Origin of the sequence: Bradyrhizobium sp. 192, from assembly GCF_023100965.1 — a bacterium.
GTDB classification, from domain to species: Bacteria; Pseudomonadota; Alphaproteobacteria; order Rhizobiales; family Xanthobacteraceae; genus Bradyrhizobium; species Bradyrhizobium symbiodeficiens.
On sequence record NZ_CP064690.1, the window covers coordinates 2,511,837 to 2,524,198 of the forward strand.

At 65.0% G+C, this 12,362-nt stretch carries 11 protein-coding genes; 6 read left to right on the top strand and 5 right to left on the bottom strand.

What is annotated here, in order from left to right; all coding sequences use genetic code 11:
• Positions 1-10 precede the first annotated feature (10 nt).
• On the top strand, positions 11-1,294 hold the full coding sequence (locus IVB24_RS11410; protein ID WP_247772889.1) for an FAD-binding oxidoreductase: 1,284 nt from the start codon (positions 11-13) through the stop codon (positions 1,292-1,294).
• Between the two features lie 104 nt (positions 1,295-1,398).
• On the opposite strand, the gene IVB24_RS11415 is transcribed toward IVB24_RS11410, so the two are convergent.
• The gene (locus tag IVB24_RS11415; protein WP_247772890.1) at positions 1,399-2,988 is read right to left on the bottom strand and encodes a gamma-glutamyltransferase; all 1,590 of its coding nucleotides are present in this window, start codon (positions 2,986-2,988) and stop codon (positions 1,399-1,401) included.
• A gap of 120 nt (positions 2,989-3,108) precedes the next feature.
• Here IVB24_RS11415 and IVB24_RS11420 point away from each other — a divergent pair, with 120 nt between their 5' ends.
• Positions 3,109-3,882 carry an enoyl-CoA hydratase-related protein gene (locus IVB24_RS11420; protein WP_247772891.1) on the top strand — a complete coding sequence of 258 codons (774 nt, stop codon included), beginning with the start codon at positions 3,109-3,111 and terminating at the stop codon, positions 3,880-3,882.
• Between the two features lie 144 nt (positions 3,883-4,026).
• Here IVB24_RS11420 and IVB24_RS11425 read toward each other — a convergent pair whose 3' ends face one another.
• Positions 4,027-4,203, bottom strand: a complete 177-nt coding sequence (locus IVB24_RS11425) for a hypothetical protein (RefSeq protein WP_162848625.1) — start codon at positions 4,201-4,203, stop codon at positions 4,027-4,029.
• Between the two features lie 9 nt (positions 4,204-4,212).
• Positions 4,213-4,446 (bottom strand): hypothetical protein, encoded by a 234-nt coding sequence (locus IVB24_RS11430; protein ID WP_094973683.1) that lies wholly within the window; start codon positions 4,444-4,446, stop codon positions 4,213-4,215.
• A gap of 207 nt (positions 4,447-4,653) precedes the next feature.
• Here IVB24_RS11430 and IVB24_RS11435 point away from each other — a divergent pair, with 207 nt between their 5' ends.
• The 3 genes from IVB24_RS11435 to IVB24_RS11445 all read left to right on the top strand — a co-directional run bounded on the left by IVB24_RS11435 (position 4,654) and on the right by IVB24_RS11445 (position 8,768).
• Complete coding sequence (locus IVB24_RS11435) at positions 4,654-6,726, top strand: PQQ-dependent sugar dehydrogenase (RefSeq protein WP_247772892.1); 2,073 nt, start codon at positions 4,654-4,656, stop codon at positions 6,724-6,726.
• Positions 6,683-7,624 carry an SMP-30/gluconolactonase/LRE family protein gene (locus tag IVB24_RS11440; protein ID WP_247772893.1) on the top strand — a complete coding sequence of 314 codons (942 nt, stop codon included), beginning with the start codon at positions 6,683-6,685 and terminating at the stop codon, positions 7,622-7,624. Before IVB24_RS11435 ends, IVB24_RS11440 begins: the two co-directional genes overlap by 44 nt.
• 118 nt (positions 7,625-7,742) lie before the next feature.
• Positions 7,743-8,768 carry a histone deacetylase family protein gene (locus IVB24_RS11445; RefSeq protein ID WP_140477399.1) on the top strand — a complete coding sequence of 342 codons (1,026 nt, stop codon included), beginning with the start codon at positions 7,743-7,745 and terminating at the stop codon, positions 8,766-8,768.
• A gap of 19 nt (positions 8,769-8,787) precedes the next feature.
• On the opposite strand, the gene IVB24_RS11450 is transcribed toward IVB24_RS11445, so the two are convergent.
• The gene (locus IVB24_RS11450) at positions 8,788-9,519 is read right to left on the bottom strand and encodes a 4'-phosphopantetheinyl transferase superfamily protein (RefSeq protein WP_247772894.1); all 732 of its coding nucleotides are present in this window, start codon (positions 9,517-9,519) and stop codon (positions 8,788-8,790) included.
• Between the two features lie 609 nt (positions 9,520-10,128).
• On the opposite strand from IVB24_RS11450, the gene IVB24_RS11455 reads away from it, so the two are divergent.
• Entirely contained in the window at positions 10,129-11,079 is a 951-nt protein-coding gene (locus IVB24_RS11455; RefSeq protein WP_247772895.1) for a DUF6492 family protein, read from the top strand.
• 10 nt (positions 11,080-11,089) lie between these two features.
• Here IVB24_RS11455 and IVB24_RS11460 read toward each other — a convergent pair whose 3' ends face one another.
• Positions 11,090-12,157 carry an endo-1,4-beta-xylanase gene (locus tag IVB24_RS11460; RefSeq protein WP_247772896.1) on the bottom strand — a complete coding sequence of 356 codons (1,068 nt, stop codon included), beginning with the start codon at positions 12,155-12,157 and terminating at the stop codon, positions 11,090-11,092.
• Between the last annotated feature and the right edge of the window lie 205 nt (positions 12,158-12,362).

The following is a 12,362-nucleotide window of genomic DNA, read 5'->3' on the forward strand; positions in this document are numbered from 1 at the left end:
GGTTCTCGATATGACGCGCCTGCCTCTGCCGCCCTCGCTCTATGCCGACACCGCCGTCGCGCCGGTCGCCACGCCGCCGCTCGATGTCGACAGGAATGTCGCCGTCGCGATCATCGGCGGCGGCTACACAGGCCTCTCCACCGCGTTGCATCTGGCCGAGCAGGGCGTCGACGCGCTGGTGCTGGAGGCGCAGGAGCCGGGTTGGGGCGCATCCGGCAACAATGGCGGCCACACCAATCCCGGACTGAAGCACGACCCTGATCAGATCGAGGCCGATTTCGGCGCGGACCTCGGCCGCCGCATGATCGCGTTCTCCTACGGCACCACGAATTTCACGCACGAGCTGATCCGCCGCTATCAGATCCCGTGCGAGGCGCGCCAGAACGGGACGCTGCGTGCGGCCTACAACGAGGCCAGTGCCGCCGCGATCGAGACGACGGCGCAGCAATGCATCCGCCGCGGCATGCCGGTGACCTATCTGAACCGCGAGCAGCTCCGCGAGATGACCGGCACCGACCGCTACATCGGCGCCATGCTGGACGCGCGCGGCGGCGATCTGCATCCGCTCAGCTACGCCCGCGGTCTCGCGCGTGCGGCGATCTCGGCCGGCGCGAAGGTGCATGGCGAGACGCCGGCGCTGTCGCTGCGCCGTGAGGGCTCGCGCTGGCGCATCGAGACGCCGCGGGCGGTGGTGCATGCCGACAAGGTCCTGCTCGCCACCAACGGCTTTACCGACGATCTCTGGCCGGCGCTCCGCCGCACCATCGTGCCGGTGTTCTCCTCGATCGCCGCCACGGCGCCGCTCTCCGACGCGGTGGCCCGCTCCATCATGCCGACGCGTCCCGTGCTCTACGAGAGCGGTCACATCACGGTCTATTACCGCATCGATCAGAACAACCGTCTGTTGATGGGCGGCCGCGGCCCGATGCGCTGGATCAAGTCGCCGCACGACGTCGCCTATCTCATGCGGTATGCAGAGCGGCTATGGCCGCAGCTCAGGGGCGTCTCCTGGACGCACGGCTGGAACAGCCGCCTCGCCATCACCGGGGATCACTATCCCCATGTGCATGAGCCGGCCGAAAACATCCTGATCTCGCTCGGCTGCAACGGCCGCGGCGTCGCGCTCGCGACCGCGATGGGGGCGCAGCTGGCGCGACGGCTGATCGGCGGCGCCAGGGCCGAGATCGACATGCCCATCACCGGCATCAAGCCGATCCCGATGCATGCGTTCTGGCCGGTGGGTGTGACGACCGCCGTGATCGCGGGGCGGGTGCGGGACCGGTTGGGGATTTAGCGCGCGATTGGATCATCGTCGCTGCTAGGAAGCAGGCGCGCTCCCTCTCCCGCTTGCGGGAGAGGTAAAGCAGCGCCCGTGGTCGGACCGAGTTTCCCGAATATTCAGCCTTCCGTCACCGCATCCGCCCAGGGATGGAAGATCTCGACCGCGCCGGAATTGACGGCGCCGTCGCGCATCACCACGCTCGGGCAAGCGAATTTCTGCGGCAAAGCCTGCACGCGGGTCTCTTCATAGTCGAAGCGCGCGGCAAGGGCTTTGCGGACGTCCTCCGGCAGGCGAGCATCGCCGATCACCACCGCGCCTTCGCTGGCGTCGATGCGCGGCTGGTGGATGGCGGCATCGAGATCCATGCCGAAATCCATCGCAAAGGAGACCAGCTGCATCACCGATGGCAGGATGCGGCGGCCGCCGGAGGCGCCGACAGCGAGCCGCTTGCCGTCCTTCGTCTCTGCGATGACGGGCGTGTAGTTGCAGAGGCAGCGCTTGCCGGGCGCGAGCGAATTGGTGGTGCCCGGCGTCGGATCGAACCACATGATGCCGTTGTTCATCGCGATGCCGGTGTGCGGCGTCACATATCTCGAGCCGAACGACGACAGCAGCGTCTGCGTCACCGCCGCGATGTTGCCGTGGCGGTCGACCACGGAGAAATGCGTGGTGCAGGCGGGCGCCAGATATTCGGCACCGAGCGAGCGTTTGCCGTCGGCATCGCCCATGTCCTTGAGCCGCTCGCGGAAGGCCGCCTGCAGAGCGAGGGCATATTCGACATAGGCGGCCGCGTCCGGCGCACTTCCCGGCTTCAGGCTCTGCTGCAACAGGCGCAGCGCGTGTGCCATGGTGGGGCCGGCCGTGAGCTCGGGCGTCGCATACACCTTGCCGTCGCGATACGGGATCGCCAGCGGCTCGCGCAAATGCGCGCGGAAGGCGGCGAGGTCCTCGACCGACAGCGAACCGCCATCGGCCTTGATGTCGGAGGCGATGCTCCTGGCGAGATCGCCCTGGTAGAAATCGCGCGGTCCGGCCTCGGCGAGATGCGACAGCGTCGCTTTCAGCGTGTCCTGCGGCAGTCGCGTCTCGGCCTTGATGCCCCATGGCGCGCTCGGTGGCAGCCCGTCCTTCAGGAACGCCGCCGCGCTGGCGGGATAGCGCCTGAGATCGGCGGCCGAGCCGGAGATCGTCCCCGTGGTCCACCAATCGACAAGCAGGCCTTCGCCGGCAAGCGTGGCTGCCGGCGTGACCAGATCCTTCCAGGGCATCTTGGCGTAGCGGCGATGCGCCTCTTCCATCCCGGCGACGACGCCGGGCACCGCGATCGAACCGGGGCCGTGGATGTTGCGATCGTCCTTCACCCGCGGCCAGGGGAAGAGATCGGAGGCCGCGCCGGCGCCGCTGAGCGGATAATCGGCAGCGCGCAGACTCTGCGGCGCGGACATGCCGTAGTCGATCACCTCGGTGCGATTTTCCTTGGCGCGGTAGAGCACCATCGCACCGCCGCCGCCGATACCGCTGTTCCAGGGCTCCAGCACGTTCAGGGCCATGGTGGTCGCCACGACGGCGTCCACGCAGTCGCCGCCCGCCGCCAGCACCTGCGCGCCCACTTCGGCCGCCCGCCGCGACTGCGAGGCGACGATGCCGCCCTTGGATGTGACGGCGGGTTTGCGGACGGTTTGGTTGAGGCTGAACTGATGAGGCATGATGTCGTCTTGATCTCTGTTGTTTTGGCATTGCCGTGCTGGCGCGAAAGCTCAGCATTGGCGGGCGTTGCGAAGGATGGCACATTGCCGCCAACGAGAAAATCCAAAGGGAGGCGCGACATGGCTGGTGTGAAACAGGCGCGGGATGGCACGGTCGGAATCCTGACGCTGGACGAGCCGGCGAGCCTGAACGCGATGACGCCGGACCTGCTCGGCGCGCTCGCCGCCGCCATCGGCGAGATGTCGCAGGACGAGGGTATTCGAGCCCTGATCCTCACCGGCGCGGGGCGCGGCTTTTGCTCAGGACAGAATTTGAAGGCGTCGGAAGCGCTGGGTGAGGATATTGCGGCCGGCGTCATGCGGTTCTACTGGCCCGCCTTCGAGGCGCTGCGCGAATGCCGCGTGCCCGTTGTCGTCGCCGTCAACGGCGTGGCGGCCGGCGGCGGCTTCAGCCTGGCGATGGCGGGCGACATGATCGTCGCGGCGCGGTCGGCGAGCTTCATCCAGGTGTTCAGCCGCATCGCGCTGGTGCCGGATCTCGGCTCGACCTGGCTGCTGCCGCGGCTGATCGGCCGCCAGCGCGCGCTCGAGCTGATGTTGCTGAACGAGCCGCTGACGGCCGAACACGCCCAAGAGATCGGCCTGGTGCGGCAGGTCGTCGACGACGCGAAGCTGATGGAGGAAGCGCTGACGTTGGCGCGGCGTCTGGCCGAGGGCCCGACGCGCGCCTTGGTGGCAACGCGCCTGCTCGTCGAGGAGAGCGAGCATGCGACCTACGAGGCTCAGTTCCGCAGGGAAATCGAGCTTCAGGCGGTGGTCCGCAAGAGCGCCGACGCGATCGAGGGGCGCAACGCTTTTGTCGAGAAACGCACGGCGAAGTTTACGGGGAAGTGAGTTTGGGGGCGCTTGCCCTACTCGTCATGCCCGGGCTTGTCCTGGCTTGTCCCGGGCATCCACGTCTTTGACCCACGTCCAAAAACGTAGATGGCCGGGACAAGCCCGGCCATGACGACGGAGGTCAAAGCGACGAACCCGCGCTTAGAGCGAGCGGTTCAGCCGGCTGGCCTGATACTTTGCGCGCCATTTGGGGCCCGGCCCGCGCATATAGTGCAGCTCGGGGCGGTAGGGGTTGCCGGCGACCCGGATCAGCGTCTGCCATTTGGCGGCGACGAAGCTCAGCGGCTGGCGGAACAGGCTTAGTGACGCGATCAACATGGCATCACCTCAATGCGGCTTGCCGAGCATGGCGGTGAAGGGCAGATCGAAAATCTCTTCGCCGTCGTCGTCGCTGACGTGGATCACCCAGTCGCGCCAGTCTTCGTTGCTGGGCGTCAGGATCATCGACCGCATGATTTGGGAGGCGCGGTCGCGCGCCTCGGTGAGATTGGAGACGGCGGCGCCGTAGCGGTCGATCAGCGTGCCCTCAGTGTTGGAGCAGTGAAAATAGACCTGGACCATATGCGCCTCCTGGCGGCAGCAACTTGGATGGCAATTCGATACCACCCGAAGCCTTCGTGAAACATTCGGGTCGATCCCGGTGAGGGAATCTACGGAGATTGGTCGGCCCAGAGGTCGTTAGAGGTTTAATCACAGACGAGTGATGTTCGACTGGACTGCGTTCGGGCGGCATGGAACAGCTTTTCGCGGGAAGTCTGAGGAGATGCCGTGAGCTACTTCACATCCAGGCGCGAACGCCGAAGCTTGCGCGCATGTGCAGGGATCTTGGCGGCGCTGCTTGGGCTCACCGCTGCGGCGGCGTCGGAGCCGCTCCGCCGCAGCGGCTATGCGATCGGCGCGGAAACCTGCGGCAGCGGCGATCTCGCTTTTCCCAGGATCCAGATCGACATGAAGGCCGGATTTTGCGCCGGCCTCGTCGCCAGCGAAGAGGATCGCCTCAAATTTCCGCGTGCGATCGTCCAGGTGCCCGGCCGCGAGCTGTTCGTGGTGGCCGACATGGGCGGCTGGGGCCACAGTGATGGACGGCTGCTGCTGCTCGATCCGCGCGCGGTCCCGGGGCAGCGGTTCAAGGAATTGCTGACCGGCATCGAATATCCGTTCGGCCTGGCGATCGGGCCGGACAGGAAGCTGTACGCCTCGACCGCCGAGACAATCTTCCGCTTCGATCCGCTCGCCGACAATCCGCGCGGCACGGTCGAGACCATCATCCGTCACATGCCGGGCCGCCGGATCACGCTGCCCGACGGCACAAAGGTCGAGGAAAGCGCACATCCGCTCAAGCAGTTCGTCTTCGACAAAAACGGGCGGCTCTTCGTCAATGTCGGCTCGCACAGCGACGACTGCGTCACGCCGGCGCCGATCAGAAAGCCTTGTGCCGCGGCCGAGGGAGCGTTCGCAATGGCGTCGATCTGGCTATTCACACCGCCAGCGAGCGGCGTTTTTCCGGCATTGACACCGAAGGATCCTCATCCGCCGCACGTCGTCTATGCCAGGGGCTTGCGCAACTCGATGGCGATGGCGCTGCATCCGAATTTTCCCGATGCCGGCTACGCCTTCCTGCAAGGCGAGAACAGCCGCGACTTGCCGGATATCTTCAAGCCGAACGAGGAGATCAACGCGATCGAGCCGGGCAGGCATTATGGCTGGCCCTATTGCTACGATCTGTCGACGCCGAGCCCGGAATTCAGAAACGTGCTTCAAGGCGGGGTCTACAAATCGCTCTGCACCGCCAACGCCCTCTACAAGCCGCCGCTCTCGCTGGTGCCGCCGCACGGCGTGCCGCTCGCGATGCTCTATTATCACGGCAATAAATTCCCGGAGCTGGAGGGCAAGCTGCTGGTCGGTCTCCACGGCTATCGTCCGACCGGCAGCCGTGTCCTCGTCTATGATGTCGACGACCATGGTTTCCCCAAGCCTTCCCCGGCGCCGGTGCGTTACCGCGTCAGCTGCGCCGCCGATCCGGCGCGCAGCTTTCAGACCGGCACCGGCGAGGTCGCCGCCGCGCCGTTTGATGAGCTGATCGCAGGCTGGCACCGCGTCAACGGCGCGCGGCCGCAAGGTGCGCCCGTCGGCATGATCGTTGCCGAGGATGGCGCGATCTGGCTGGTCGATGACAAGAACCAGACGGTGATCCGCATCGATCGTGCCGCGGGTGATCCGCCGCCACCGCTGCCGTGCGATATGCGCAGCCAGGCGATGATCGACCAACTCGAGGCTTTCGTCGCTGGGGATGCGCAGAACAACGCCCGGCTGATCACGCTGCGCAAAGGCCTCGTCGAGAAGCATTGCCTCGGCTGCCATTCGGATTTTGGTTTGAAGGGCGGCCTATCGGAGGCGGAGAAGGACGCGGCGGTGCTCCGCTTCATGCTTTCGCAGGACGGCTGGATCTATCCCGGCGATCCCGGCGCCGGTAGATTGCGCACGCGGCTGCGCGGTCTCGGCGCCGGGAAGCTGATGCCGCCGGGCGGCGAGGGCCTGCCGAAGGCCGAGCCCGGCTACGCGCGGCTGCTCGACACCATGGATGTGCTCGTCGCGACAATGGTTCCGGGCACACGGATGCGGATCAAGCCGGGACCACCGCAGCGCAAGTTCTTCGGCAAAACCAGCAAGGAATGCGGCGAAATACCGGCTGCGAAGGTCGTGGTCGTGACACAAAGGAACGCTGTAGACAAACCCGGCTTCAGCCGATTCTTCCGGCCGGCCGATCCCTATCTGAATGGCGAGTGCAGCGACGGCGATGGCTATTACATCCGGCAGGAATTTCTGGTGCCTGTGCAGTAGCGTCCTCATCGTCGTTGCGACGGCGTCCGCCCGAGCAGAGACGAAGCTGTTCGAGAGCGCGCAGATGACGCCTCCCGGCGAATACACTCATGGCATCGAGGGTCCCGCGGCTGACCTCGAGGGCAATTTGTTCGTGGTCAATCTCGGCAAGCCCGGCACCATCGGTCGGCTGCCCGCCGGTGGCACCGCGTCGGAGCCGTTCACGGTGCTGCCCGAGGGCAGTGTCGGCAACGCCATCCGTTTCGATCGCAGCGGCACCATGTTCATCGCCGACTACAAGAAGCACAACATCTTCGCGATCGCGAAGGGGACGAGCGAGCCGTCTCTCTGGTTTCACTCCGACGAGATGAACCAGCCCAACGACATCACGATCGCGCGCGAGGGCACGATCTATGCGAGCGATCCGAACTGGAAGGGCCGGGAAGGCCATATCTGGCGGATCGCGAAGGCCGCCGACGGTACGGTACAGGGACAGATCATGTCGGCGCCGCGTGCGATGGGCACCACCAACGGCATCGATCTCAGCCCCGACGGCAAGACGCTCTATGTCGGGGAATCCAGCAACGGCCAGATCTGGTCCTATGCGATCAACGGCAGCGAGCTCTCTGCCGCAAAACTCGTCAAGGCGTTTCAGCCCGACACCGTCGACGGACTGCGCACCGATATTGCCGGCCGGCTCTATGTCGCGCGCATTCTCAAGGGCACGATCGCGCTGATGAAGCCGAATGGCGCGGTCGAGCGGGAGATCGCGCTGAAGGCCAAGGAGCCGACCAATCTCGCCTTCGGCGGCAGCGACGGCAAGACGGTCTTCGTCACCCAGCGCCAGGGCGGCTTCATCGAGTCCTTCCGCACCGATCAGCCGGGTCGCGAGCATTGCCTGCAGCGCGGGCGCTGCTGAGCCCCGATCTGCTTCCGTCGCAGGGCGAGACGGCATTCTTCTTGCTTGCATCTGGCCGCCGCAGCGATCAAGACGTCTGTGGCACCGCCTGAACAGCATGCAAGCACGGAGTGTTTGAGTGAAAGCCGTCCATACCGAACTGCACCGCAGCCACGATCCGCAATTCTTCCTGGTCCGCGGTGTCGTCAAGCGCACCACCGAGCAGCCGGAGCGCGCCGACCGCCTGCTCAAGGGCTTGAAGGACGGCAAGCACCAGCTGGTCGATCCGACCACATTCGGGCAGGGGCCTCGCGCGCGCATTCACAGTCCGGAATATCTGTCGTTCCTGAGCGAAGCCTGGGACGCCTGGACCGCGCTCGGCGATTCCGGTCCGGAGATGATCGGCAACATTCATCCGGTGCGCCATGCCGCGACCTATCCGACCCATATCGTAGGCCGACTCGGCTGGCATACCGCCGACACCGCGGCGCCGATCGGCCCGGGCACCTGGGCTGCGGCCTGCGCAGCGACCGACGTTGCGGCCACGGCCGCGCAGATGGTGATGGATGGCGAGGATGCGGTCTATGCGCTCTGCCGTCCGCCCGGTCATCACGCCTATCGCGACATGGCCGGTGGCTTCTGCTTCCTCAACAACAGCGCGATCGCTGCCGCGCATCTGCGGCAGAAGCACGAGCGCGTCGTGATTCTCGACGTCGACGTCCATCACGGCAACGGCACCCAAGGCATCTTCTACGCCCGGCCCGACGTCTACACAGTGTCGATCCACGCCGATCCCGTTGCCTACTATCCTTATGTGTGGGGCTATGCGCATGAGCGCGGCGAGGGACCCGGCCTCGGCACCAATCTCAACATCCCGCTCGCGATCGGTACCGGCGATGACGGCTACATCCAGGCGATGGACGTCGCGCGCAAGGCGATCGAGTCCTTTGCCCCCGGCGCGCTCGTGATCGCGCTCGGCTTGGATGCCTCCGAGCACGATCCGCTCAAGGGCCTCGCCGTGACCACGCCGGGCTTCCGCCGCATCGGCCAGGCCATCGCCAGGATGGGCCTGCCGACCGTGTTCGTGCAGGAGGGCGGTTATCTCTCGGATATTCTGGGGGCGAACCTGACCTCGGTGCTGGCGGGATTCGAAGAGGCGCGGTGAGGCCGCGTCCGCGGCGGCGTCATTCAGCCGCTTCCTGGAGCGGCCAGGCATTGCGGCTGATGGGAAGGCCACCGTCCGAGCGGGAGCCGTCGGCGATCGCGAGGCGATGCGAGGGCGAGGGCGAGCACAGCGAGAAGCGCCAGCCGTCGGGATCGTCGGCGATATCGGGCTTGAAGCTGATCTCGATGGCCTCGTGCGAGACCTGCATCGCGAAGGCGTCGAGCGGCAAATTGAGTCCAAAGCCCCTGGCCTTCAGATAGGCTTCCTTGAGTGTCCAATAGTCGAAGAAGCGCTCGGTCGCAGCCGGCTCCGGCAGTGCGCGCAGCGTTTCGATCTCCTCTGGCGCAAAGAAGCGAAGCGCGGTGGACAGCGGGGCCACCCGCCGCGACACGGTTTCGACGTCGACGCCGACGGATTCATGCCGCGACACGACGCAGGCGACGCAGCCGTCGGCGTGGGACAGGCTGAAGTGCAGTGCGCTCGATGTCACGGGCGCTGCGACAAACGGCCGCCCGTAGCGGCCGGCTGCAAAGGACCAGTCGGACGGCGCGACGTTGGAGGCGATCTGCGACAGCGCCAGGCGCAGCATCGCGTGCGCGAAAATATATTGCCGTCGATGCCGCTCGAACATGAAGCGATCGGCACGGATCCGTTCATCGACCGAGAGCAGCCGCCGGCACTCCTCGACCGCGCCCGGCGTATCAATGGATTCGATCAATCCGACAAAGAGTTCAATTCTGTCGTTCGCCATCAATTGGGCCTTTAGCGCCAGGCCCGGGGGCAAATCCCCGGTCCCGACGGAAGAAACAACTGAGCAAGAATCAACCACGCAGACCGCTTCTAGCGATCCACCGGGGCGAATTCTTGTCGATTTTCAGGCCGGTTTACAGGCGCAAGCTTGTGCGAGACCCCAAGCTCGACCCGCGAGCGGCCCATCTTTCGAAAAGTGAAGCCTGACGATTCCTGCGCGCCGCGGCCGATGAAGCCTACTTCTTCTCGGCAACCAGTATTTTTGGGAGACCCTTGCGATCCTCGTCGCCCAACGATGTACTCTTGAAAAATTCAATCACACCCATAACGATCCCCCAGTCCAAAATATTCGTCCAAATCAAAACGCAGGAACAATCTTGCGCGGTAGCGCCAAATAATCAAGCTGCAACTGGGTCATTCACAGCTTTGGCGAGTGAGCCCCGTAATCATCCGCGATGGCCGAGAGCTCCGTCGCTCCAGCCGAGCGTGGTCCGAACGGTGTCGCCGGATGGCTAACGCATCGTTTCATTTTACCTTGATTGCGAATGCACGTATCCAACGCATGCCGACGCCGCTATGAGTACGGCCTGATGGCCATTTGAGCGCGCCCATGCATTCCGTTGCCCTGCTGACTGCCAGCTATGCCAAGGATATCGAACGCTTTTCGCTGCTCAGCGAGAGCATCGACACCTGGCTCACGGGATACACGCGGCATTATGTTCTCGTTAACGATGAGGATTTGCCGCTGTTCGCGCGGTTCGCGTCCGACATGCGGGTCATCGTTCCGGCCTCGCGCTACTTGCCGAAATGGCTGTTCGCGCTGCCGCCGGCGCTCCAGTTCATCAGCAAGCGGCGGGTCTGGCTGTCGCTGCTGTCGTCGCCGGTGCATGGCTGGCACATTCAGCAGATCCTCAAGATCGCCGGCGTCCTCAACGCGCCCGAGCAGCGCGTCTGCATCCTGGATTCGGACAATCTGTTCTTCCGCGAATTCGACGTCGGCCAATATGCCGGCGCCGAGAAGACGCCGCTGTTCGTCACTCCGAAGGACATCGGCGCCGATCACCCCTTGCATGGGTTGTGGCTGCGCACCGTCGATCAGCTTCTCGGCATCAAGGAGCGCTCGTTCCCTGCCGACGATTACGTCGGCAACGCGCTGGTCTGGGACAAGGGCACCGCGCGTGCGATGACCGATGCCATCAAGTCGGCGACCGGCTTGAACTGGGTTCTGGCGCTGTGCCGGAAGAAGAAGTTCTCGGAATATCTGATGTACGGCCATTTCGTCGCGAACTCGTCCGCGCATCTGGCCGCCCACCGGGTCACCGAGGACAGCATCGCGGTCTCGCATTGGGACGACACGCCGCTCGACCGTCCGGCCATCGAAGCGCTGATGCGCGCCGCGAGGCCCGAGCAGGTCGCGCTCTGCATCCAGTCCTATTCGTCGACCTCGGTCGATGACATCCGCGACGTGTTCCGGCTCAGCTCGCGCGATCGCCGCGCTCCGAGCCTTGCACCCGACCATATCGACGACGCGGCCGAGTTCGAGTTAAAGGCGCGCAGCTAAGCTCGCGCCTTCACGCGTCCTTTGTGAACTTGCTGATCACGTCCATGAACGGCTTCGGTTTGAACTCGCCGTCGAGCGGCAGCGGGCGGTTCGGCTGCTTGTCCGCGCGGGCAAAGGTGCCGTTGATCCAGCTGTAGCGGTCCGAGAGGCCCCAGGTCAGGATCGAGCGGACCGGTCCGCTGGTCGAGATCGCCGTCAGCAGGTCATTGACGCGCTTGGCGACGATGGCGTCGCGCTCCGCCGGATTGCCCGTCAGCTTCTGGTCGTCGACGTCGAGCTCGGTGACATAGACCTCAAGGCCCCACGAGCGCAGCTCGGTTACGAACTCGGCCAGCCCATGGGTGTCGATCTCGAGCTCGGCATGGAGGTGCGATTGCAGCCCCACGGCGTGAAGCGGAACGCCCTGGTCGAGCAGATCCATGATCAGGTGACGATAAGCCGCGCGCTTGGCAATGAAGGAGTCCTTGGCAGACTCGATGTCATATTCGTTGATCGCGAGCTTGACGAAGGGATCGGCTGCAGCCGCCGTGCGGAAGGCCAGCGGAATCCAGCTCTGGCCGAGATGCTGGGTCCAGAACGTGTCGCGCCGGTCCTTCGGACTGCGGGGATTGTCCGGGATCGGCTCGTTGACGACGTCCCAAGACGTCAGCTTGTCCTTGTAGTAGGAGACGACGGTGCCGATGTGGTCGACGTAGGCGCGCTCGACGCCGCGGGTATCCTTGATTTGCTTGGTCCAGTCCGGAATGTCGTGATACCAGGCCAGCGCGTGGCCGCGCATCGTCAGGTCGTTGTCCCGCGCAAAATCCAGGATGGCATCGGCGCGCTCGAAATTGAACGTATGCGCATTCGGCCGCAGCATCGGCCATTTCAGCTCGAGCACCGGGACGACCTGGGTGCAATAGGTGCTGATGGCTTCGCCGAGCCTGGGATCGGCTTGCAGGTCCCAGAGCGTGGCCGCTGCGCCGAACCCCTGATGGCGCTGCGCCAGTTTCGCCGCCGGCGCCGCCGACACGGATGCGCTTGCCGCGAGTGCTGCGGCGCCGCCGAGGAGGAATTCGCGTCTGTCGAGCCTGGTCACGGCAGTCCTTTTTCTAACCAACGCACCATCGTACCAAGCGTCGCCCCTCGACGCCGGGGTTTCGTCTCGTGGGGTTAACTTCCACCGTCTGCAGGTCATGGTTTCCTTCCATGATCGCGCCTTGCCGTTAGGGGAAGGGCAAATTTAACGCTAACGCGCGAAAGCGGCTTCAGAGCTTCATTCGCCGCCCGATCTGCAGACTTAT

Excerpts from the sequence above, each read along its gene's own strand:
- IVB24_RS11410 (WP_247772889.1), top strand. The coding sequence starts at position 11 with ATGACGCGCCTGCCTCTGCCGCCCTCGCTCTATGCCGACACCGCCGTC.
- IVB24_RS11430 (WP_094973683.1), bottom strand. The coding sequence starts at position 4,446 with ATGGTCCAGGTCTATTTTCACTGCTCCAACACTGAGGGCACGCTGATC.
- IVB24_RS11415 (WP_247772890.1), bottom strand. The coding sequence starts at position 2,988 with ATGCCTCATCAGTTCAGCCTCAACCAAACCGTCCGCAAACCCGCCGTC.
- IVB24_RS11420 (WP_247772891.1), top strand. The coding sequence starts at position 3,109 with ATGGCTGGTGTGAAACAGGCGCGGGATGGCACGGTCGGAATCCTGACG.
- IVB24_RS11450 (WP_247772894.1), bottom strand. The coding sequence starts at position 9,519 with ATGGCGAACGACAGAATTGAACTCTTTGTCGGATTGATCGAATCCATT.
- IVB24_RS11425 (WP_162848625.1), bottom strand. The coding sequence starts at position 4,203 with ATGTTGATCGCGTCACTAAGCCTGTTCCGCCAGCCGCTGAGCTTCGTC.
- IVB24_RS11440 (WP_247772893.1), top strand. The coding sequence starts at position 6,683 with ATGGCTATTACATCCGGCAGGAATTTCTGGTGCCTGTGCAGTAGCGTC.
- IVB24_RS11455 (WP_247772895.1), top strand. The coding sequence starts at position 10,129 with ATGCATTCCGTTGCCCTGCTGACTGCCAGCTATGCCAAGGATATCGAA.